Annotated in this window: 21 protein-coding genes; 14 read left to right on the plus strand and 7 right to left on the minus strand. The window is 57.3% G+C overall.

All coding sequences use genetic code 11. From position 1 onward, the window contains the following. Positions 1 to 785: 785 nt before the first annotated feature. On the minus strand, positions 786 to 1,982 hold the full coding sequence (gene fabV / locus ACSQ83_RS31570; protein WP_436230819.1) for an enoyl-ACP reductase FabV: 1,197 nt from the start codon (positions 1,980 to 1,982) through the stop codon (positions 786 to 788). 209 nt (positions 1,983 to 2,191) lie between these two features. On the opposite strand from fabV, the gene ACSQ83_RS31575 reads away from it, so the two are divergent. The 4 genes from ACSQ83_RS31575 to ACSQ83_RS31590 all read left to right on the plus strand — a co-directional run bounded on the left by ACSQ83_RS31575 (position 2,192) and on the right by ACSQ83_RS31590 (position 5,753). Then, positions 2,192 to 2,947 carry an AAA family ATPase gene (locus tag ACSQ83_RS31575; protein WP_436230820.1) on the plus strand — a complete coding sequence of 252 codons (756 nt, stop codon included), beginning with the start codon at positions 2,192 to 2,194 and terminating at the stop codon, positions 2,945 to 2,947. Between the two features lie 57 nt (positions 2,948 to 3,004). Next, positions 3,005 to 3,466: an N-acetyltransferase family protein gene (locus ACSQ83_RS31580; protein WP_436230857.1), complete on the plus strand. Its 462-nt coding sequence runs from the start codon at positions 3,005 to 3,007 to the stop codon at positions 3,464 to 3,466. A gap of 225 nt (positions 3,467 to 3,691) precedes the next feature. Continuing rightward, complete coding sequence (locus ACSQ83_RS31585) at positions 3,692 to 5,230, plus strand: MFS transporter (protein ID WP_436230821.1); 1,539 nt, start codon at positions 3,692 to 3,694, stop codon at positions 5,228 to 5,230. 52 nt (positions 5,231 to 5,282) lie between these two features. After that, the gene (locus ACSQ83_RS31590; protein WP_414969631.1) at positions 5,283 to 5,753 is read left to right on the plus strand and encodes a MarR family winged helix-turn-helix transcriptional regulator; all 471 of its coding nucleotides are present in this window, start codon (positions 5,283 to 5,285) and stop codon (positions 5,751 to 5,753) included. A gap of 92 nt (positions 5,754 to 5,845) precedes the next feature. Here ACSQ83_RS31590 and ACSQ83_RS31595 read toward each other — a convergent pair whose 3' ends face one another. After that, positions 5,846 to 6,148 carry a hypothetical protein gene (locus ACSQ83_RS31595; protein ID WP_414954479.1) on the minus strand — a complete coding sequence of 101 codons (303 nt, stop codon included), beginning with the start codon at positions 6,146 to 6,148 and terminating at the stop codon, positions 5,846 to 5,848. A 276-nt stretch (positions 6,149 to 6,424) separates the two neighbouring features. Further along, a complete protein-coding gene (locus ACSQ83_RS31600) occupies positions 6,425 to 7,333 on the minus strand; it encodes a LysR family transcriptional regulator (protein ID WP_436230822.1) in 909 nt (302 codons plus the stop codon). Between the two features lie 371 nt (positions 7,334 to 7,704). Here ACSQ83_RS31600 and ACSQ83_RS31605 point away from each other — a divergent pair, with 371 nt between their 5' ends. From ACSQ83_RS31605 to ACSQ83_RS31620, 4 genes are all read left to right on the plus strand, one after another. After that, positions 7,705 to 8,424, plus strand: a complete 720-nt coding sequence (locus ACSQ83_RS31605) for a hypothetical protein (RefSeq protein ID WP_436230823.1) — start codon at positions 7,705 to 7,707, stop codon at positions 8,422 to 8,424. Positions 8,425 to 8,475: 51 nt separating this feature from the next. Further along, on the plus strand, positions 8,476 to 9,579 hold the full coding sequence (locus ACSQ83_RS31610) for an alkene reductase (RefSeq protein WP_436230824.1): 1,104 nt from the start codon (positions 8,476 to 8,478) through the stop codon (positions 9,577 to 9,579). A 72-nt stretch (positions 9,580 to 9,651) separates the two neighbouring features. Next, the gene (locus ACSQ83_RS31615; RefSeq protein WP_436230825.1) at positions 9,652 to 10,047 is read left to right on the plus strand and encodes a nuclear transport factor 2 family protein; all 396 of its coding nucleotides are present in this window, start codon (positions 9,652 to 9,654) and stop codon (positions 10,045 to 10,047) included. A gap of 469 nt (positions 10,048 to 10,516) precedes the next feature. Further along, complete coding sequence (locus ACSQ83_RS31620; RefSeq protein ID WP_414954474.1) at positions 10,517 to 11,446, plus strand: glycosyl transferase family 90; 930 nt, start codon at positions 10,517 to 10,519, stop codon at positions 11,444 to 11,446. Positions 11,447 to 11,509: 63 nt separating this feature from the next. Here the strand turns inward: ACSQ83_RS31620 and ACSQ83_RS31625 are convergent, their stop codons facing one another. Further along, a complete protein-coding gene (locus tag ACSQ83_RS31625; RefSeq protein WP_436230826.1) occupies positions 11,510 to 12,595 on the minus strand; it encodes a GlxA family transcriptional regulator in 1,086 nt (361 codons plus the stop codon). A gap of 208 nt (positions 12,596 to 12,803) precedes the next feature. Between ACSQ83_RS31625 and ACSQ83_RS31630 the strand changes: the two genes are divergently transcribed. Continuing rightward, on the plus strand, positions 12,804 to 13,949 hold the full coding sequence (locus tag ACSQ83_RS31630; protein ID WP_436230827.1) for a branched-chain amino acid ABC transporter substrate-binding protein: 1,146 nt from the start codon (positions 12,804 to 12,806) through the stop codon (positions 13,947 to 13,949). Between the two features lie 5 nt (positions 13,950 to 13,954). Beyond that, positions 13,955 to 14,992 carry an asparaginase gene (locus ACSQ83_RS31635; protein WP_436230828.1) on the plus strand — a complete coding sequence of 346 codons (1,038 nt, stop codon included), beginning with the start codon at positions 13,955 to 13,957 and terminating at the stop codon, positions 14,990 to 14,992. Positions 14,993 to 15,028: 36 nt separating this feature from the next. Here ACSQ83_RS31635 and ACSQ83_RS31640 read toward each other — a convergent pair whose 3' ends face one another. Then, positions 15,029 to 15,481 (minus strand): MarR family winged helix-turn-helix transcriptional regulator, encoded by a 453-nt coding sequence (locus ACSQ83_RS31640; RefSeq protein WP_436230829.1) that lies wholly within the window; start codon positions 15,479 to 15,481, stop codon positions 15,029 to 15,031. Between the two features lie 107 nt (positions 15,482 to 15,588). On the opposite strand from ACSQ83_RS31640, the gene ACSQ83_RS31645 reads away from it, so the two are divergent. Further along, positions 15,589 to 16,551: a quinone oxidoreductase family protein gene (locus ACSQ83_RS31645; RefSeq protein WP_436230830.1), complete on the plus strand. Its 963-nt coding sequence runs from the start codon at positions 15,589 to 15,591 to the stop codon at positions 16,549 to 16,551. Between the two features lie 53 nt (positions 16,552 to 16,604). Here ACSQ83_RS31645 and ACSQ83_RS31650 read toward each other — a convergent pair whose 3' ends face one another. Further along, positions 16,605 to 17,798 carry an MFS transporter gene (locus tag ACSQ83_RS31650; RefSeq protein ID WP_414954468.1) on the minus strand — a complete coding sequence of 398 codons (1,194 nt, stop codon included), beginning with the start codon at positions 17,796 to 17,798 and terminating at the stop codon, positions 16,605 to 16,607. A 64-nt stretch (positions 17,799 to 17,862) separates the two neighbouring features. Further along, complete coding sequence (locus ACSQ83_RS31655) at positions 17,863 to 18,330, minus strand: zinc-binding dehydrogenase (protein ID WP_436230831.1); 468 nt, start codon at positions 18,328 to 18,330, stop codon at positions 17,863 to 17,865. 25 nt (positions 18,331 to 18,355) lie between these two features. On the opposite strand from ACSQ83_RS31655, the gene ACSQ83_RS31660 reads away from it, so the two are divergent. From ACSQ83_RS31660 to ACSQ83_RS31670, 3 genes are all read left to right on the plus strand, one after another. Then, entirely contained in the window at positions 18,356 to 18,595 is a 240-nt protein-coding gene (locus ACSQ83_RS31660; protein WP_436230832.1) for a LysR substrate-binding domain-containing protein, read from the plus strand. Positions 18,596 to 19,022: 427 nt separating this feature from the next. Then, entirely contained in the window at positions 19,023 to 19,631 is a 609-nt protein-coding gene (locus ACSQ83_RS31665) for a hypothetical protein (protein ID WP_436230833.1), read from the plus strand. Then, entirely contained in the window at positions 19,591 to 20,760 is a 1,170-nt protein-coding gene (locus ACSQ83_RS31670) for a diguanylate cyclase (RefSeq protein WP_436230834.1), read from the plus strand. Before ACSQ83_RS31665 ends, ACSQ83_RS31670 begins: the two co-directional genes overlap by 41 nt. Positions 20,761 to 20,891: the final 131 nt, after the last annotated feature.

Consider the following 20,891-nt stretch of genomic DNA (forward strand, 5'->3'; position numbering starts at 1 on the left):
AAGAAACGAAGCAAAGAAAACGCTTTCACCTCTCTACCCTAAGTGTCCACAGCGTGCAGTCCCATTCATGGGTGCCCCAAAAGCACGGTGCTCGCAAGAGCCACGGATGTGTGAAACCCTCCTTCTCGCGAGTCCTGACAGTAAAACGCTTCGCCCCGTACGCTCTCGGGCTAGCACCCTTGCCAAAGAACCTGCACGGTCTCACGAGTATTTGCCGCTGCACTTTGTCGCGGGTTAGCTGCTCGGTTTGCGCTGCTATTTTTGAGGGTTAGGCCGCGCGCATTCTGCCGCCTCGTTTATCAGTCTGTTGGCGTAATTATTCAGTATGCGTACAAATTCGGCGGAAGGTTTCCGCGGATAGCGCGGGGTGCTCTTTGGCAGGTTCAATCACTGGTGGCGAAGCGTGGGGTATCCGTGTTCGGAGAAAGAGGAGTTCACACATCCGTAGCTCTGGCGAGCACCGTGCTTTTGGGGCACCAATGAATAGAAACTGCACGCTGTGGACACTTAGGGTAGTGCGGTGAAAGCGTTTTCTTTGCTTCGTTTCTTTGTCGCTTTGGACAAAGAAATGACGCGCCGCCACGCGCAGTGGCTAATAGAGCTAAAGAGATCAATCAGAATAAAATCCGCGAAGACCTGCAAAGCAGCAACCCGGCAATGAATCCGACCGCTAACGCCGGAACCCGTGCAACCCGGCATCAACCCCGCCCCCCTTCCGCCCAACCCCAAATGCGAACGAAAACCAACTTCGCATCGACCTCAAAGCGGCTTCGGCGGATGAGAAGCTAACCCTGCTCGATGCCAGAAATGTCGACCTTAAGATCAACATCAGCATCATAATCAACGCCATCAATCCCGAACCCGAACAACCTCAGAAATTCACTCTTATAACCTGCGAAATCGGTGAGCTCATAGAGGTTGTCGCTAGTCACCTGATCCCACAGTTGCTGCACGCGACCCTGCACCGCCGGACTAAGTTCTTTAGCGTCCGCACGCAACCGGCCCTCCTGATCCATCTCCGGCGATCCGCCATACAAACTGTCTTTGTAGAGACCATAAACCTGTTCGATACAACCCTCGTGCGTACCCTCTTCTTTCATGACCTTGAAGAGCAAGGACAAGTACAACGGCATCATGGGAATCGCTGAGCTAGCCTGCGTAACAACCGCTTTCAATACCGATACGCGCGCGTCACCCCCATGCCCGGACAGGCTGTCGCGAATCGCAAGGACCTTCTGATCCAGGTCTTTCTTGGCCGCGCCGATCGAACCATTCCAATAGATGTCGTGCGTTATCTTCTCGCCGAGATACGTGAACGCAGTAGTCTTCGCGCCCTCCGCCAGAACACCCGCGGCAAGCAAGGCATCAATCCACATCTGCCAGTCCTCACCGCCCATCACGGCAACGGTGTTGTCGATCTCGCTTTGCGTCGCCGGTTCCAGACTGCTTTCCTTGACCACTTCCTTGTCGGTATCGAGGCCGCGTAGCGTAATGGACTTGCCGACCGGTTTCAGTGTCGAAGTAAAAACCTCGCCCGTCTTCGGATGTGTCCGTCGCGGTGACGCGAGGCTATACACGACCAGATCGATCTGCCCAAGATCCCGCTTGATGACATCGATTGTCTTCTGCTTGATCTCATCGGAAAAAGCATCACCGTTGATGCTCTTTGCGTAAAGTCCTTTCGCGGTCGAGAATTTGGTGAATGCCGCACTGTTGTACCAGCCGGGCGAGCCGGGTTTGTTTTCTTCGCCCGCGCGTTCGAAGAAAACACCGAGGGTATCGGCGCCGCAACCAAATGCCGCCGTGATCCGGGCAGCAAGCCCATAGCCGGTCGATGCGCCAATCACCAGGACTTTTTTGGGTCCCTCAGCAATAGGACCTTGCGCCGTCACGTAGCCGATCTGTTGCTCGACGTTAGCTTCGCAGCCAACCGGATGAGTAGTCACGCAAATGAAGCCGCGCACGCGTGGTTTGACGATCATGAAGACCTCGATTGGGAACGCCTGAATTGCATTCAGGCAGCGCGAAAAATTTCGAGCATTGTAAATGACAGGCGTCTTGCCGGTCTCCGCTCGCTTCGTTTTCACGGTGACCCGCCGGGGTAAGATACCGCTTTCGTCAACGCAGCGTCAGTTCATAGGTGCGGCCTCCCATAGTATCCATGCGTCCGTGAAAGCGTGATGCTTACCTCATGATCTCTACCCAGTACATCAGCCGGATCAGCTTGCAGCGCGACAAGGTCGAGTCATTCGATCGCTATCCGTTTTCGCTGCCGGCAGTCCGGTCGCTGGACACGCTTGAACTGCATCCCAAGATTACTTTCTTCGTCGGCGAAAACGGCTCCGGGAAGTCGACGCTCCTCGAAGCCATCGCCGTATCGATGGGATTCAATCCCGAAGGCGGCACGAAGAACTTCAACTTCGGCACCCGCGCATCGCACTCGGTGCTCGATGAATATCTGCGTATTGCCAAAGGCGTGAAACGGCCGAGAGATGGCTTCTTTCTGCGCGCAGAAAGCTTCTTTAACGTGGCCACCGAAATCGAAAATCTCGATTCTGAACCTTCCTTTGGCCCTCCCGTCATTAACTCCTACGGCGGCAGTTCCCTGCACGAGCGTTCACATGGCGAGTCCTTTTTGGCGCTGCTGATGAACCGCTTCGGCGGCAAGGGCCTTTACCTCCTCGACGAACCGGAAGCCGCGTTGTCGCCACAACGGCAACTCACCGCACTGGCGAGACTTCATGACCTGGTCCGCGATGAATCCCAGTTCATCATCGCCACTCACTCGCCCATTCTGATGGCGTATCCGGACGCGTGGATCTATGAGTTCACGACGGAAGGGGTAACGCGCGTCACTTACGAAGAGACCGAACACTTCCAGGTCATGCGAGCATTCCTGGCCAACCCCGAACGCATGCTGCGCACGCTTCTGAGTGACGATGAATAGCGTCGCCCGTGGTCCGGCCGATTTCGCATCCAACAACCACCGACCCTCTGAGGTTCCATCATGGAACACATTGTTTTCCGGTCTGCTCTCTTAGCCGATGTCCCCGCGATCGTCGCATTGCTAGCCGATGACGAACTCGGGAGCAAGAGAGAAATCACCGGCACGCCGATTGACCAAAGATACGTCGATGCATTCCGGGCAATAGAAGCCGATGCGAACCAGCGATTAGTGGTAGTTGCCGACGGCGGCGAGATAATCGGCACGCTTCAACTTTCGTTTATCCCTGGCATTGCGCGCATGGGATCGTGGAGAGGCCAAATCGAAGCGGTGCGAATCGCCACGCATCGCCGCGATTCCGGGCTGGGGCAGAAGATGTTCGAATGGGCGATCTCCGAATGCAAGTCGAGGGGGTGCAGTCTGGTCCAACTCACGACCGACAAGAGCCGTACCGACGCTCACCGGTTCTACGAAAAGCTCGGCTTCAAGGCCAACCACGAAGGTTATAAGCTCGCCTTGTAGAACCCCTCGCCCCCCTCCGCACTCATCCGGAACACACACGCACGGGCATCCGTGCGTCTTCATTTCCACCAAGCCAAGTCTTATCGCGCATGGGGACGCAACAGAATTTGCTTGCCTAAATCGCTGCACCGGATAATATATTGGCATATGCAACTACTTTAAATGGTCTTGCAACGGGTCGATGCGCCCCAGCCGGGCCGCCCGTCATCCCATCAAGGCAAAGGTATGCAGAAAAGATTTCTGTTGTTGTTATGCGTATCCGTACCGTCGTTCATGATCAACCTCGACGCCAATATTGTGGCGGTGTCGCTCTCGTCGATTGCGCGATCGCTGCATGCGGATTTCGTCGCCATTGAATGGGTGATCTCGGCTTACACGCTGGCATTTGCAACGTTGGTGATGCCTGCCGGCGCACTCGCCGACCGCTTCGGCAGAAAGCGCTTGTTGATCATTGGCTTGCTTGTCTTCACTACCGCGTCCTTCTTCTGCGGCGCCGCTACATCAACGGTTGTGTTGAACGCCGCACGCGCGCTGCAAGGCGTGGGTGCCGCGTTGCAGCTTAGCGCGGCACTCGCAGTTCTCGCGCATGGATTCCAAGGGAAGGAGCGCGCCAAGGCGTTCGCGTTCTGGGGTTCGGTGATCGGCGTGGCCATCATGCTTGGGCCTGTGGCAGGCGGATTGATCACCCAGTCGCTAGGCTGGCAATGGGCTTTCTACGTGAACCTGCCCGTCGGCGCAATCATGATTGCCATGACGTATTTCGTAGTCGATGAATCCAAAGATCCGCACGCAATCGCCATCGATATCTGGGGCGTTCTGACGTTCAGCGCGTTCCTCGGACTGCTGACCTGGGCGCTGATTTCAGGCAATCGCGAAGGCTGGCTCAGCACGTCCGTCAGAGCGCGGTTAGCGGGCTCAATCATTTTCCTTATTGCGTTCGTGATCGTCGAGCTTAAGCAGGCACGACCCATGGTCGAGCTGGGCTATTTCATCAAGCGAACCTATTTGGGCGCGAGTCTCGCCGGCGTGTCTTATGCGGTTGCGTTCCTGACCATGCTGACCTATCTGCCCTTCTTCTTCCAAAGCGCGCTCGGCTATTCTCCGCTCAATGCGGGCCTGCTGATGCTGCCGCTTGCCGTGCCTTTGTTCGGCGTACCGCGCATTGTGTCCGTGTACCTCGATCATCGGATGTCAGGACGCATGCTGCTCGTTTGCGGCCTGTTGCTGGTCGCGGTTGGCTTGTTCGGAACCGCGATGGAAATCCAGTCGTTCACCTATAGCGCGATCTTTCTCCCCATGCTCGTTGCCTCCACCGGGGCGGGAATTCTCAACGGTCAGATCGCCAAGGTCAGCATGACTGTGATTCCCGTCGAACGGGCAGGCATGGCGTCAGGGGTATCGGGGACCATGCGGTTCAGCGGCATCGTGGTGGGGTTCGCGGCACTGGGCGCGTTGTTGTTTTATCGAATCCAGGCGAGCATTGAAAGAGAATTGCCTTTAATCGGCGCCCACGACAAGCTCGAGATCACGCGCTCTATCGCGAATGGGAACATCGCTTCCGCGGCCTCGCTTATTTCATCGCATCAAGGGCTTGGATCGATTGCGCGAGCGAGCCTTGGTTACGGATACGAAGGTGTGCTGCTCGCGGCTTCTGTTGTTGCATTCGCGGCGAGTGCGGTGTGCTGGCTGTTGATAAGCGCCGAGGAAACCGCGCCTCATCAGGATCGGCAGTCCGCCATGCGCCTGGATGTGTCAATAGACTAAGATTGCCGGACGAACTTCCGAACCGTTACTTTCACCGTAGTTATGCAGAGCCATGAACACTTCGAATAAGAAGCACTCGTCCGCCGCAGTCTCTCTATGCAATGGGGCCGCATTGCGCAAAGCCACACGCAGGCTTTCACAGCTTTATGACACCGTGCTCGCGCCGTGCGGCCTCAAGCTGTCGCAGCATTCAACGCTTGCGCATATCGATCGGGCAGGCACGCCGAACATGAGCGATCTGGCTAGAGACATGGTGCTTGACCGCTCCGCACTTTCGCACAATCTCAAGCCGCTAGAACGCGATGGGTTTATCGAATTGCTTCCCGATGAAACCGATAAACGCGGGCGCCTCGTTGCCTTGACGCCGGCTGGAAGAAACAAACTGGCCGAGTCCAAAGTTCTTTGGAATGAAGCGCAAAGACGCTTCGAAAATGCCTATGGCACTGCCAAGGCAATGAAGTTGCGTGCGCTGCTGGCAGACGTTTATTCCGACGAAATGGAGCAATTGTTCCTGGACGAATGATTGCAACGAGCCAATTCCGGCGACGCGCAATCGCCCGCCCTCAAGCGCGTCCCTTCGCCGCAAAACCGTATGAAACCGACTAGGCGAATCGATTAAACGCTTGGCAGATCTTCGAGCGTTTTTTCAATCCGACCCTCTTCAAACGAGGTTTCAATGCCAATGTGCCCATTAGCGTAAGGGATCGAACTAACCTGGGGACCCAGATAGCTTCGCCCGCCGAGCTTGAACACCGTGCGCACCATCTCCCCTTTTTCGAGGATCTTCACGACGTGATCCACATCGACGACTTTGGGTGCCGACGTCCAGTTGGCCGTCAATTCGTCGATGTTTCCCCAACGCACATGAGTGACACGATCATTGGTCCAACGCACACCATCAATGGCAACAATAGACATGGCTGACTCCGTCTATTAATGAAGCAGCTTAGTGAAACAGCAACCTCGTCCTAAGTGCCCTTTTTAATTCTTGTATTGATCTTGGGAACGAACGTTTCGCGTGGCGCGGCTCGCCGGATTGCAGGCTTCTGCGGGATCGCTGGGAATCGATTTTTTAATGCGGGCAATGCACGGCGAACGGGAAATAGATTGACATGGTTCTGGCGAATGCACAAGCGAGCGCCGGGCCTCCCGTGCAATCGCAATCTTGTGTGCAAGTCCTGTCCTTTTTGCGCGTCAGGAAATTGAGCGCAAGGGTTCATTTGTCATCCGAAGGTCTGCAATCAGGTGCTCGATCACCGCGCGACCGGCCGCACGTGTAGCGCGGCCTAGCGGGAAATAGGCGTGCACGGGAACATCAACAGTTTTCCAGTCCGTGAGCAGCGCGACGAGCGACCCGTCTTCGAGTTCACGGCGGCATGCCCATCCAGTCGTCGACGTGATGCCAAAACCCGCCACCGCGGCAGCAACAGTGCCCTCGTTCTCGTTAGTCGTGAAATGCGACGAGACTTCCGCCTCCACCGTCTCCCCATCACGCTCGAACTTCCATGCCCACGGAACCGACGTGGCAGGTCCTGCCACTATCCGGTGCGAAACGAGATCAGCAGGCTTCATTGGGGTACCCGCGCGCTCAAGATAGCTCGGTGCCGCGAGGATCATGCGAGGGATCGTTGCGATAAGTTTCGCCGTCGCACCCGAATCCGCCAGCGGGCCGAGGCGAATCGCGACATCGACGGCGTCGCGAACCAGATCCTGCCTTCGATCCTCCAGGAGAAGCTGGATTTGCAGATTGGGATGCCTGACAGTAAACGTCGTAAGGCGCGGGATGACTTCTCGAATTGCCACGCTGGTCGGCATGCTCATACGCAGTGACCCGCGCAACTCGCTGCCTTCGCGCACGCTATGTTCCGCTTCGTCGAGAGCCATAAGGATCGGCTCCATCCGGGCGAGGAATTCGGAACCCGCATCCGTTGGCACGACGGCGCGTGTGGTGCGTGAGAGCAATCGGGCGCCGAGACCCGCTTCCAGCTCGGCAATGATGCGTGAGGCCTGTGACTGCGAAAGTCCGCATTCGCGCGCCGCGGCTGAGAAGCTGCCTAGCCGGGCGACGCGGGTATAGAGCTTGAGCGCGAATATGTCTTTCATCAAGGTTCCCGGGGAGCGAAATAGTTTGCGCCAGCGCCAGCCTTTCAGCTAAGGCAATTAATGCGCGCAAGACATAAAAGATAACCGAAATTAGTAGACGTCTGGTTCTTCTTGCTTGCATACCCGGCAAAACCATCGGGCGCAATGCATATAACCCTTTGACCTCAAGCGCCAGCGACGCTGGTGCTAATCATAACGTTGACTGAACAATCCTTAGACGTTCTTGCATTAAACCCATGCGTAATCCACATAAGTCATAGCTGAAATGACCGGCTACCGGCTAGAGGGCGGTCGCTTTAACCTGTGTTCATCGACAACGCGAGTTCACCCCGTCTTACGCGTCGTTTCTTTTCACCACCGGAGATTTGACCATGAATGACCTGCTCGCTTTTGCCGTTGACGCCCACGGCGGCCTGGACCGTTGGAATACGTTCAGCCGACTCAAGGCCGAGCTATCGATTGACGGCGCGATCTGGCACCTGAAGCAGCAACCCGGTCTGCTCAATAACAAGATCTTCGAACTCGACACGCATAAGCAGCGCCTGACAATCACCCCCTTCCTCGCCTACGGTCAGCGCAGCGTGTTTGTTCCGGGTCGTGTATCGATCGAAACGCTGGACGGCGCGGTGCTAGAAAGTCGTGACGACCCCGAGGCCGCTTACGCAGGTCATGCGCAGGAAACACCGTGGGACAAATTCCATGTCACCTACTTCGCAAGCGAAGCGTTGTGGACCTACCTCACTTCGCCCTTCCTCTACACGTATCCCGGGTTTGAGAGCGAAGAGATCGAACCGTGGTACGAAAACGGCGAAAAATGGCGCCGGCTGAAAGTGACGTTTCCTGCGGATATCCACAGTCACACGCGGACGCAGATTACTCATTTCGGCCCGGACGGATTGATGCGGCGCCACGACTACACCGTCGACATCCTGGGCGGCGCAAGCGGCGCCAACTATGTCAGCGACTATGCCGAATTCCAGGGTATCAAGATGCCGACCAAGCGGCGCATCTACGCTTATGACGAACACATGCAGAAGGTGCCTGAGCCGCTGCTCGTTTCCCTCGACTTCGGTCAGTTGAGCTTTAGTTAAGCTGCCACTAAATCTTCGGCTCCATACCGCATTCGATTGGGAAATCTCACCATGTCTACCGCCCCGCTTTTCGTGCCGCTGCAATTGGGCGCGCTGTCGTTGCCGAATCGTATTGTGATGCCGGCTCTTACCCGCATGCGCGCCGGCCCTGGCGGAGTGCCCTTGCCCATAAGTGCCGAGTACTATGCACAGCGAGCCACGGCGGGTTTGATCATTAGCGAAGCGACGGCAATCAGCGTCAACGGTCACGGTTATCCGCAGATGCCCGGCATTTATTCGCCGGAGCAGGTTGCCGGTTGGCGCGCGGTCACGGACGCTGTTCATGCAAGGGGCGGCCGGATGATGCTCCAGATCGTGCACCACGGGCGCTGGTCACATTCGAGCTACAACCCCGACGGCAGCTTGCCCGTTGCGCCGTCACCTATAGCACCGCCGGGCCTCGCGTACACGCCGGCGTTTCAGCAGGTGCCCTACGAGACACCGCGCGCGCTGGACACGCTTGAAATATCGGAGATAGTGGTGGCGTTCTGGAGCGCAGCGAGGAATGCGCTCGATGCCGGTTTCGATGGCGTCGAGATCCACGGAGCGAATGGTTTCCTGCTAGACCAGTTCCTGCAGGATGGTAGCAATCTTCGCACCGACGAGTACGGTGGATCGATCGAGAACAGGACGCGGCTATTGCTTGAAGTGGTCGACGCAATCACCGATGTTATTGGCTCCGATCGCACCGCTGTGCGCCTGTCGCCGCACGGCAACCTGGGCGGTCTACATGACAGCAACACCGTGCCTCATTTCACCCACGTGATTCGCGAACTCGGCCAACGCAAACTTGCTTATCTCCACTTGATTGAGCCGCGCGCATCATCGGCGGGTTTAGGCGATAACGCGAGTGTGGACAGCGCGAACAACGCAGCACTGTTCCGTCCAATATTCGATGGACCGTTGATTACCGCCGGCGGCTACAACCCCGAGACCGCCGCCCATATGATCGAGTCCGGGCTCGCCGACGCCGTTGCGTTCGGACGGATGTTCATTGCCAACCCGGACTTGCCTGAGCGCATTCGAGCAAGCGCGGCGCTGAACCAGTTCGATCGGGCGACCGCCTACGCCGGCGACGCGCATGGTTTCACGGATTATCCGGCGCTAACGGTGTAGTTCAAAAATGCGCTCGCGCCGACGAATACTCGCTCAGTGAAGCTTAACCAAACGTAACCCAAAGGAAACGCCATGAGCACTCAAGAGAAGAACAAGCGCATCGTGCTGGAAGCATTCGACACGCTCTTTAACCGGCGCGACTATGCGGCCGCCGAGAACTTCTGGTCTCCTCAGTACATTCAACATAGCGCGCACATTGCTCCAGGCCGCGAAGGTCTTTTCGAACTCACCCGGAATCTGCCTGACACGCTGGTCTATGAGCACGGCGTCATCATGGCCGAAGGTGACTTCGTCATGGTGCATGGACGCTTCTCGCGCAACGGCGGCCCGGCGGCGCTCATTGCGGTCGATATTGTGCGGCTAGAGAACGGGATACTCGTCGAGCACTGGGACGTACTGCAGGATGAAGCGACCGCCGAAACTTCCGCCAGCGGCCAGCCGATGTTCGGCGAGCGATTCCCGGGTTGAGTCGTTCGACCGTAGTTCGTCAACCCCACTGAAAATTTCCCGGGCGTCCTCAGCCTCCGTTCATCGAAGCGCACGATGGACGGCTCGTGGCGTTACCATCAACTGGTATCGATGATCGGAGTTCCATTGAGGCAAATAATTAGTATCGCTGAGCATTTATCGTGATTCGCAACGGTAACCTTTATGCACCACGGCCTGTGCAGCAAGGGCTCGAACTCCACCTTCAGATGCTCAAAACGCGTTGACTATATTGTCGAAAAAACGATAACGGGTACACTAGCGCAGCCCGTGTGTTCCGTTCCATGCAACAGCCGTTCCGCCCGTTCAATTTAGTACTGTCTGGCAATCCGCTTTTGTACGTGATCGACGCATGCCACTGCTGCAATCCAATCACTGCGATGCACGTGCTGCAGCGCATATCGGCGTAGCCCGAAGGCGATAAGTTTCTATTAAAGATTGAGTCAGATTTATGCATGCCAGAAAACTTAAGTTTTACGCAAAAAATGTCATCGCCAATCTTTTTCCATCGCTGATTTTCGAAAAAAGATATGACCGCATGTTCAGGAATCTGGACGAACATCAGTGGTCTTATATTCGTTCCCGCGCCAATTATTACAACAAGCTTGAACAGCAATTTGTGCTGAACGAAACGGCGAGTCGCAGCAGCGCGTTGCCTTTGCGCGGCAACCCTAGCGCCTACTACTATGATTTCAAAGAGATATCCCGATACTTCGCGCGCTCCTTAAAATTCAATTATGTTTTCAAGGACATCCGGGAAGCCGTAAATGAGCCAACGCTTCTTAAGACCAGGCCGCTCACCGAATCGAATGAAAATTCAGTCATATTGAAGCTGGACAAGATGAGGCACTTCAACTTCATTGAAGATACGCGCTCATTTGAAAGCAAAATCAACATGGCCGTCTTTCGAGGTGCGTGCTACCAGCAGCATCGAAAAGCATTTGTCGCCAGATATTACAGTTCGGCAATGGCCGATATTGGTGACACTGATGACGCGCAAAAAGGTCGCCACGGTCATCGGCCGTTCATGAGCATTGCAGACCAGCTGAAGTTCAAGTTCGTAATCAGTCTGGAAGGTAACGACGTTGCGACCAACCTGAAATGGATCATGCTTTCGAATTCCGTTTGCTTCATGCGCAAACCGAGGGTGGAAAGCTGGTTCATGGAAGGCTCGTTGATTCCCAACCACCACTACGTTCTTCTGGACGATGATTTTTCCGATCTCGAAGACAAGATAAATTATTACACCAAGCATACAGAGAAGGCGATGGCGATCATCAAGAACGCCAATCAGTACGCCATGCAGTTCCTCGATACGCGCCGGGAAAAACTTATTTCGCTGCTGGTCCTGAGGAAGTATTTCGATCTTTCCGGTCAGTGAAGGCCGATCATCCCGAGACATTTTCTCGTTGCAAGTCCATTGCGCAACAACGCGCTCCACGCATCAAGACAGACGTTCCCCCAGTGAGATCCTCAGCCTGCCGGGCGTCACGCCGTAGACTTCCTTGAAGCCGCGGATGAAATGCGCGGAGTCAGCAAAGCCGCATTCGTAGGCGATTACCGTGATGCGCTTTTCCGTGTTGAGCAGCAGCCAGCGCGCGTATCGAAGCCGCATGGTCCGGTAAAACTCTTTGGGCGACACCCCCATTTCAGTCAGGAAGTTACGTTCGAGTTGCCTCACGCTCGTACCGGTCATCTTCGCGATCACCGTGATGTTGAGTGGCGCCTCCAGGTTTTCTTCCATCAACACAATAGCGTGCCGTACCAGCAAATCACCGACTGCCAGATAGCCGAGCGCCTTGCGGCGCTCCACGAACGACGCATTGCCGTGTCGGCTGACTGTCATTTGATGAATCACCTTGGACGCCCTGTCCGAGCCGCAATGCAGGCTGATCAAACGCGTCGCCAACTCGAGAACGGACACGCCGCCCGCGCACGTGATGCGGTTGCCATCGATCAAATAATCTGAATTGGCGATGACCCGCAAGTCCGGGAACATCGACTTGTAGTCCTCCAGATGAAATGCGTGAACGCAAGCAACACGGTCTCGCATCAAGCCCGCTTTTGCCAATACGAAACTGCCGGTGCACATGCCGATCAGCGGTACGCCTTCGGCTTCGGCCTCGCGCAGGTAGTCCCAGTAGCGACGGTCGACTCGTTCAAGTTTAGGCAGCAGGCCACCAATCACGACGAGATAATCGAATTGCCGCGGCGATCCCTGTATTGCATGCACCGGCACGGCCACGCCGCAGCTCGCTTCCACGGTTTCGTCGGCCATCCCAAGCAGCATCCACGCGCAACGCAGCGGACGGCTCTGGTCGCCGAGATCGGCTGCATGGCGCAACGCATCGCAGAAACCCGCTAGCGAAAGCAGAGGAAAACTCGGCCAAAGAAGAAAGCCAATGTTGAGCTCGGCGCCCGAGCGTGACGCATTGCACTCGCGCTTGACGCTGGCGCGATCGAGGCGATCCACCAGATCGCGGCCAAGAGCCGGCTCCCGAACATCGGGTAGTGCTTTTTCGCGTGCCATGACGTTCCCACTAGACCTTGGTTAGTCCAAGTATATAAGCCCAAAAAATGCGCTTGCACGACATGTCGTGTTTCTTCTATTTTTTTACGAGTCGGTGCAATGCCGGGCATTTTGTCGTCCCTAAAGTCACTTCTGTCACCCGCCTCTATCGATCACCGGCAAGCGTCAGTCCGCCATCGTCCAGCAAGCTGCATAACAGGAGAGTCTCATGTCGGCTAAATTTCACGGCGCGCTATGCGCCAATATCGGAGTAAGCCTGATCGTGCTCGGCTCGACCGGCGCGTTCGCGGACGAAGTTGTCAAAATTGGACATGCCGCGCCGTTGACGGGCGCGAATGCCGAGTGGGGAAAGGACACCGAAAATGGCGCGCGCCTGGCGGTAGAGGAAATCAATGCGAAGGGTCTCGTGATCGGCGGCAAGAAGGTAACGCTGGAACTTGACGCACAAGACGACGCATCGGACCCGCGTCAAGGCACGCAGGTGGCACAGAAGCTGGTCGACGACAAAGTTGTAGCCGTGGTCGGCCACATGAATTCGGGGACCACGATTCCTGCATCGAAGATCTATAGCGATGCCGGTGTTGTCGAGGTTTCTCCTTCAGCGACTAATCCGGTTTATACGCAGCAAGGTTTCAAGACCGCTTACCGGGTTGTCGCCACCGACGCGCAGCAGGGTCCCGCGCTGGCCGACTATGCGAAGAAAACGCTCGGTGCAAAGTCGGTGGCAATCGTGGATGACGCAACAGCATACGGCCAAGGGCTCGCGAATGAGTTCGAGAAGCAGGCGAAGGCGGACGGGTTGACCGTGCTCTCACACGATGCAACCAACGACAAGGCAGTCGACTTCCGTTCAATTCTCACGAAGATCAAGGGTGAGCATCCGGACATCATCATGTACGGGGGAATGGACGCCACAGGCGGTCCGTTCGCCAAGCAAGCGCAACAACTCGCCATTGCCGCGCGTGTGTTGGGAGGCGACGGCCTGTGCGCCGATTCGCTCGCCAAACTGGCCGGCGAGGCAGCGGATAACGTAGTGTGTTCGATCGCCGGCATGCCACTGCAAGAAATGCCGAACGGCCCCGCTTTCGAACAACGCTACGAAGCGCGTTTTCATCAGCATGTGCAGCTCAATGCTCCGTTCGCTTATGACGCGGTGTACATCATCGTGGACGCTATGAAGCGGGCCAACTCGACGAAGCCCGAGAACATCCTTGCCGCGATGCCGAGCGCAAATTTCGTCGGTGTGCTGGGCCGCACGCAATTCGACGCACACGGCGATCTGAAGCAAGGTGCAATCTCGCTGTATGACTACAAACGCGGTAAGCAGACGCTGCTCACCGTCGTGAAGATGTAGAGCACATGAACGTCCTTGTTCCTGGCGCGGGCGTAGTCGGCGTGGACTCCCCGCCGAAAGCGCGGATTGTACTGATCGGCACAGGCGGCACGATTGCAGGCCGCGGTGCGTCGCCGGTCAACACGTCGGCATATGATTGCTCGGTATTGTCCGTCGACCAGATTCTTGCTGGTCTGCCCGCCGCGGCAGCGGTTGCCGACATCAGCGCCGAGCAGTTGTTTCAGTGCGGTTCCGAGAATTTCGGCAGCGAACAACTGCTGCAGTTGGGCAAGCGTATTTCGCTACTGCTGAAACGCGACGACGTAGACGGCGTTGTTGTTACGCACGGCACCGATACCATCGATGAAACCGCGTACTTCCTGCATCTGACGCTCAAAAGCACTAAGCCGGTAGTCGTCGTGGGCGCAATGCGTCCACCTTCCGCGCTGAGTTCGGATGGACCGCTTAACCTCTACAACGCGATCGTCGTGGCGGCAAGTCAGGCGGCCCACGGCAAAGGCACGCTAGTCGTCGCAAACGAAGAGATTCATACCGCGCGTGATGTTGTGAAGACCAATACGTTCAAGCAAGAAGCGTTCAGTTCTCCGTATGGTCCCTTGGGATATATCGTCGAAGGCAAGCCGGCTTTTTATCGACTGCCTGCGCGTGCACATACAGTACAAAGCGAATGGTCGATTGACGAGATCGACGAGTTGCCCACAGTCGGCATTCTCTACGCGCACGGTGGCATGAACGACGCGATGGTCCACGCCGTGCTCAACTCAAGTGTAAAGGCGATCATCTATGCTGCGACTGGCAACGGCAATGTGGCGGCATCGGTGGTGGCCTCGCTGGTTCAGACAAGGGAGCGTGGCATTCATGTCGTCCGAGGTTCGCGCACGGGAAGCGGCGTGGTCATCCGTAATGCCGCGCAGCCCGATGACCGCTACGACTGGCTGGTAACGGACGATCAGGTTCCGCACAAGGCGCGCGTCCTGATGATGCTGGCGCTCACCGGAGAGCAGCGCACGCGTGAACTTCAAAACGTCTTTTGGACGTATTGACCTGATCTCACCACTGAACCGCAGCGTGAATATGACTCACGGGGTCTTGACCCAGCCAAGCGCACCATCCGCAAACTTTCGAAGCAATCGCGCAAGCTCACTCACCTCTTTTGCTTCCCATCCGGCAAGCAATTCTTCGATGATTTTCTGACGTGCCGCGTCCAGCGCGTCCGTCATGACCTGCCCCTGATCCGTAATGACAGCCGCGCGAACCCGGCCATCGGTTGGGCTTGGACATCGTGCGACCAGACCCAGGCTTTCCAGCTTGGCGATCTGCCTGCTGACCGTCGTGTAATCGCGCCCCGCCAGTTCAGCAAGTTCGACAATACCAAGCGGCCCCATCCGTTCTACTCTTGCGAGAAGCGGGAAAAGCGCACGATCCAGGTCGACGCCTGCCGCTTCAATAAGGGCGGCGTCCGGTTGCGGGCGGTTGAGCACACCCGTCAGGTCCAGGAGTGCTTCCCGCAACTCGCGTATTTCGTTGCCCATCGCCATTCGATCCTTGTCAATGTCCGATATATGTGTATAGTACACATATATTCGATAATCCGATCCGAGATAAAGCGTACGCTCGGATCCTTAGAGGGAGAGCATCCATGAAAGCAGCACTCGTTCAGCAAGCCGGCGCGACGCCGGTTTATGCCGACTTCACCGAGCCGGCGGTCACCGAAGGCGTAGTCCGCGTTGCGGTTGTAGCCTCTGCGCTGAGTCACGTCACCAAGAGCCGGGCATCGGGCAAACACTATAGCGCTTCGGCGAAGCTCCCTTTCGTGCCTGGGATCGACGGCACCGGTGTCCTTGACGATGGCACGCGTGTCTATTTCGTGCTGCCTGAAGCGCCCTTCGGTGGGATGGCGGAGTACTCCATCGTCAAGAAGGCGCGTTGCATTCCTTTGCCTGCGGGGCTGGATGAAGTGACCGCGGCGGCCATCGCCATTCCGGGCATGTCGTCGTGGGCGGCGTTGACCGAACGTGCGAAGCTGGTGAAAGGCGAGACCGTATTGATCAATGGTGCAACCGGCGTATCGGGTCGTCTCGCCGTGCAGATTGCCAAGTATTTGGGCGCCGGCAAGGTCATTGCGACGGGGCGGAATGCGGAAACGCTGAAGTCCCTGCAAGCGCTCGGCGCTGACGAGACCATTATTCTCACGCAGGATAACGATGCACTCGAAAGCGCGTTTCAGCAGCAGTTTGAGCAAGGTGTTGGCGTCGTGCTCGACTATCTCTGGGGGCAAAGCGCAGAGTTGCTGCTGGCGGCCGGCGCTAAAGCTTCGCCGGACGGCGTGGCGCTCCGGTTTGTGCAGATTGGCGCCATGAGCGCAGCGAACATCACGCTTCCAAGTGCAGCGCTTCGGTCGTCGGCAATCGAACTCATGGGCAGTGGTATTGGCAGTATTCCCATGCCGCGTCTCCTCGGTGCAATCGAACACTTGTTGAATGCGACAGTCCCCGGCGGCTTCGAGATCGCGACGAACGTGGTGCCCTTGTCTCAAGTCGAGGATCACTGGACCAATGAGAACCAGGCACGCACGGTGTTTACTACAGGGTTGCAGCCGTGACGCATGGTGAGCCGGCGTGGAGTGCCGAGCGGCGACGGCCACGCCCGGCCTGCTCAATGCGCCGCGCTAATCCTCTCGACGCGCCCCGCTTGCCCACGATAGATCAATGCCTTCGCACCAATAGCAAGCACCGACAGCCCGGCGAATATAAGCCCGCAAAGAATTACGCCGGGCATCCCAAGGCTGTTGATAAAAAGACCACCGACCGCCGAGCCCAGAACCACGCCGGCGTTCCCGGCGGACACGAAAAGGCTGGTCGCGAATTCGGGTGCTTCCGATGCTACCGAGGTCAGCCACACCTGCGTAATGACCATGCCGCTGGTGTGCGTGGCTCCCCATAGCAAGGTGATGATTGCCATACTTGCAATGTTGGCACTACCAAGTACATAGAGCACGAGGTAGGCCCCCGCAAGCGCGACGGGATGCAGGAGTGTCGTCTTGAACAGGTGCTTCCCCAACAGCCGACCCGCCAGCAAATTACCCGACACCCCGCCTACTCCGAATATCACCAGCATCATGCTGATCGTGCTGCCATCCATGCCCGTCTGGCTCTTAAGGTACTCGGCGGCGTAGCTGTACACCGAGAACATGGCGGTAAAGACGAGCACAGTCGCCACGATGTTCAACCAAAGCGCAGGCTTGCGCAGCACGCCAAGCTGATGCGCAAAACTCATCGCCACCGGGCGGCCCTGCGCCGGCAACATCAGGAGCAAACCGATTCCGGCGATCGCCGTCACAGCGGAGCAGAAGAGGAAAGACGCCTCGTAGGAAAAGTGTGCGGCGAACCAGGTTGTTGCGGGAACGCCGAGCACGAGTCCGAGCGTTGTTCCAACGAACGCCTGCGCCATGGCGTGTGCCGCGCGTTCCTTCGGATGCAGCGAAGCTACCGCTGTGAATGCCGCTGAGAAGAAGATCGGATGCAACAGTGCTGGAACGATGCGCAACGCCATCAAGCTCGAGAAATTCGGCGCGAAGGCCGACAGCGCGCTGCACACCGAAAACCCCGCCAGTGCAAAAACCAGGACCTTTTTGCGGTTGTGGCGTGAAGAAACCAGCACGAGGAACGGACCGAAGATCGCAACGATCAACGCGAACAAACCCATCAACAAACCGGCTTGGGATACCGTGACGCCAAAGCGTTCCACGATCACCGGGAGAATGCCCACTACGCCGAATTCAAGCGTGTACAAACCAAACAGACCCAGCATGATCGCGGGCATCGCCGCAGCGGACTTGAGCGGGCTCATCGACGTCGTCCTTCCGGCGAGTGGAGTGGACGCCGCATGGTCTTAGCCTTGTTTATGGAGGCTTTCATGCTTCGCTCACCTGGACGACCACTTTGCCAAACGCGCCGCGTTGCAAATGGGCGAACGCTTGCGGCACCTGTGAGAACGGATACGTGGCGTCAATCACCGGCTTGATGCCGAGCAGGTCGATCGTGCGCACCAGATCCTCGAGCGCGCGGCGCGGTCCGACGGCGATACCGACAATCGATGCACGGCTGCCAAGCAGCGGAAGAATAGGCAAGCTGAGCGTGTCTGAATCCAGCAGGCCGATGACCGAGATGCGTCCTCCTTGCACCACAGCCTGCAAGGAGCGTTCGACGTTTTTGCCGCCTGTCATTTCCAGGATGTGCTCGGCGCCGCGGCCATCGGTCAACGCCAGCACCTCGTGCTGCCACTCGGGCGTCCTGTTTCGATTGATCCCGTGACGGGCACCGAGTGCAAGCGCGCGGGCAATCTTGTCATCGCTGCTGCCGACATCGATTGTCTGCAACAACCTTGAAACGCGGATTTTTTTCGCGTTGTCCGGACTAGGGATCGCCTATTTGCCGGACTTTGCAATCGCACAACATCTAAACGACGGCAGGTTGATCCATGTGCTGACCTCGTGCTCGGAAGCCGGCTCCGCGTTTCGCATCATGTGGCCTTCAGGCAAACATTTCACGGCGAAGATGCGCGTGTTTATCGACTTCCTTGGAGCGCAATTGTTTCCTGCGCGTGGCGGTGGTGCGGGGATCTCGCATGATCGGATCGAACGATAAGCGCACGGGGTCCGAACGATTCAACGCCGCATCGAACAACCCCAAGGGCTATTACGAGCCCAACGCAGCCGGGCAACAGATTGGAAAAAGAATGGAATTATTAATCAGTATTCCTACTATCTTGCCCTTAGCTTAGTCCGCCGTTTCCCGACGTCGACCAGACATATTCGAACTTCGACCTTCAGATCGATACCAGCGCGCACCGCTCCGCTTGTCGCATGCATGAAATCTCGCGCTGATTCAAAATTGGGGGCTTGAGTGCTTAGCGCCTTTTCGCACAACGCAGGCACGTTAACTGCTGCTTGATCACGTTACCTCCGCTCTTTGCGGGGTACATTCTTTTTGCAGTTCCCCACTTCCAAATTTCGCTCAACCGTATGAACCAATTTCGTCGAAATATCAGACGAAATGATCGGAGAATGTTGTCATGTCCAATCGTAACCAGTTGCCATCGGAGACCGACGGAACCGATACAGATCCTGACGCCGACCTTTCCTTTCCGCCAACGCCCGTCAGATTCGGACGGCTTGCGCTTTGGATTGCCTCGGCGAGTGCACTGACAATTGGCGTCATGGGAACGGTCGGGTATGGCGTCTGGTTCAATCAGGACCAGCATGCTTACGCCGAAGCCATGGAGCACGCACGGCAGACGCTCTGGCTTGCAGCGCCGGCGCCGGCGCCGGCGGCCGCAGAACCAGTTACGGCGCCGACCGTGCAACAAACGGCCTTGTCCGATAACATCGCGGCGCCCGTGGCTCCGGCTCGTCCTGTCGCCCTCGCCAGCGCCGATCTGAACGACCCCGTGTCTTCCGCTCAACTGGATTCTCGCGCAGCGCCACCCAATTCGGCCGCGCCCAAACTCGTCGTCATTCGTCCTGTTCGAGCAAGTTGTTCCACGAGCGTTGAACGCCGCCGCCCGGCGCCGCGCGTCAAGACGAGCGGCAACTTGTTCACCCGCATGGGTTCATTTTTTCATCGCGTAAGCTACCGGCAGCATGGAACTGAAAGCCAGCGAGATATCTACGCCCATCCGTGAGCGGCCGCGCGCCCTCAAACCTGTCCGTCCGATGCGTTACAGGCCAGGTCCGGCTACGATCGCCTGCATTTCTTTCCTCTGCCTGCTAATAGGCCTGCTGTCGCTCGCATTCGAAATCCGGACAATTTTTTCCGACCAGTTGAAGCAGGAATACAGCGGACTCGTTCTCGAAGGAATCGAACGGGCGGAGAGCGCTCGCAACCTGGTCCGCGTTTGGCAGCCGCAGGCCGATAACAGCGTCGCGAGATCGGGGCAATCAGGACAAGCGGGACGATCTCCACCATCCGGCGACTATCGGCAAGCACGAATCGACCTCGCCGACCGCCTCGCGTCGCTCGCGGCGCTGGTGAACGCAAGCCCGTCGGCCGCGCCGCGTATCCCTCAATCCGCTCTGTCGCCCAGCACCAGTCTCGACGATACCGACGCGCTGCTCGCCGTCGAATCCGTGTACTGGCGTGCGCAGCGCAGCCATGACGGCGCCGACGCACGCACCCGCATAACGCGCGTGGCGAGCACGTTGATCGTGCTGTCGGCATGTGTATTCGGTGCGCTGATAACCGCCCTCGGCATGTATGCAAAGCGCACGCGCCAACTGGCGGGCGAGTCGCACAAGTTCGAGCATGCCGCGCTTCACGACGCCATGACGGGCCTGCCCAACCGACGCAAATTGTTCGCTACGCTGGCGGAAACGGCCGCGAGTTCATCGGACGGTGCAAGGCCGCATAAAATCGCCGTGATTTACGTTGACCTGGACGGCTTCAAACAAGTCAACGATTCACTCGGCCATCGAGTGGGCGATGAATTCCTGATTGCGGTTTCAAAGCGATTTCGCAAGACCGTGCGTCTGGCCGATGTGGTCGCCCGCTTCGGCGGCGACGAGTTTGTCGTACTCATCCGAGAATTTTCGACGAGAGCTGAATTAGAGGCGATTGCGCAGCGCCTGATCGACTGCGTGGTCGAGACAGGCGAGCAGATGGGCGTTGGTTTCGTGCACGCCAGCATCGGCATAGCGAGCTTTCCACATCCTGTCAGCGACTACCATCAGCTCGTCGCCGCCGCCGACGAATCCATGTACCAGGTGAAGCGCAACGGCAAGAACGGTTACGCATTCACGACACGGGTCAGCTGAGCGGACATTGCACAAGCGCTATTGCGGTTTGCCCGCAGCATCCCCCGTTTATCGGCACGAACACGCGAATCTGAAGGCGCACATTTCCCGATGTCGCTATTGCGTCACGTGCTTGAGAATCGCGTAACGAG

The organism is Caballeronia sp. LjRoot29 (genome assembly GCF_964252755.1).
In the GTDB taxonomy this organism is placed as follows: Bacteria; Pseudomonadota; Gammaproteobacteria; order Burkholderiales; family Burkholderiaceae; genus Caballeronia.

Excerpts from the sequence above, each read along its gene's own strand:
- fabV (WP_436230819.1), bottom strand. The coding sequence starts at position 1,982 with ATGATCGTCAAACCACGCGTGCGCGGCTTCATTTGCGTGACTACTCAT.
- ACSQ83_RS31575 (WP_436230820.1), top strand. The coding sequence starts at position 2,192 with ATGATCTCTACCCAGTACATCAGCCGGATCAGCTTGCAGCGCGACAAG.
- ACSQ83_RS31585 (WP_436230821.1), top strand. The coding sequence starts at position 3,692 with ATGCAGAAAAGATTTCTGTTGTTGTTATGCGTATCCGTACCGTCGTTC.
- ACSQ83_RS31590 (WP_414969631.1), top strand. The coding sequence starts at position 5,283 with ATGAACACTTCGAATAAGAAGCACTCGTCCGCCGCAGTCTCTCTATGC.
- ACSQ83_RS31595 (WP_414954479.1), bottom strand. The coding sequence starts at position 6,148 with ATGTCTATTGTTGCCATTGATGGTGTGCGTTGGACCAATGATCGTGTC.
- ACSQ83_RS31600 (WP_436230822.1), bottom strand. The coding sequence starts at position 7,333 with ATGAAAGACATATTCGCGCTCAAGCTCTATACCCGCGTCGCCCGGCTA.
- ACSQ83_RS31605 (WP_436230823.1), top strand. The coding sequence starts at position 7,705 with ATGAATGACCTGCTCGCTTTTGCCGTTGACGCCCACGGCGGCCTGGAC.
- ACSQ83_RS31610 (WP_436230824.1), top strand. The coding sequence starts at position 8,476 with ATGTCTACCGCCCCGCTTTTCGTGCCGCTGCAATTGGGCGCGCTGTCG.
- ACSQ83_RS31615 (WP_436230825.1), top strand. The coding sequence starts at position 9,652 with ATGAGCACTCAAGAGAAGAACAAGCGCATCGTGCTGGAAGCATTCGAC.
- ACSQ83_RS31620 (WP_414954474.1), top strand. The coding sequence starts at position 10,517 with ATGCATGCCAGAAAACTTAAGTTTTACGCAAAAAATGTCATCGCCAAT.
- ACSQ83_RS31625 (WP_436230826.1), bottom strand. The coding sequence starts at position 12,595 with ATGGCACGCGAAAAAGCACTACCCGATGTTCGGGAGCCGGCTCTTGGC.
- ACSQ83_RS31630 (WP_436230827.1), top strand. The coding sequence starts at position 12,804 with ATGTCGGCTAAATTTCACGGCGCGCTATGCGCCAATATCGGAGTAAGC.
- ACSQ83_RS31635 (WP_436230828.1), top strand. The coding sequence starts at position 13,955 with ATGAACGTCCTTGTTCCTGGCGCGGGCGTAGTCGGCGTGGACTCCCCG.
- ACSQ83_RS31640 (WP_436230829.1), bottom strand. The coding sequence starts at position 15,481 with ATGGGCAACGAAATACGCGAGTTGCGGGAAGCACTCCTGGACCTGACG.
- ACSQ83_RS31645 (WP_436230830.1), top strand. The coding sequence starts at position 15,589 with ATGAAAGCAGCACTCGTTCAGCAAGCCGGCGCGACGCCGGTTTATGCC.
- ACSQ83_RS31650 (WP_414954468.1), bottom strand. The coding sequence starts at position 17,798 with ATGAGCCCGCTCAAGTCCGCTGCGGCGATGCCCGCGATCATGCTGGGT.
- ACSQ83_RS31665 (WP_436230833.1), top strand. The coding sequence starts at position 19,023 with ATGTCCAATCGTAACCAGTTGCCATCGGAGACCGACGGAACCGATACA.
- ACSQ83_RS31670 (WP_436230834.1), top strand. The coding sequence starts at position 19,591 with ATGGAACTGAAAGCCAGCGAGATATCTACGCCCATCCGTGAGCGGCCG.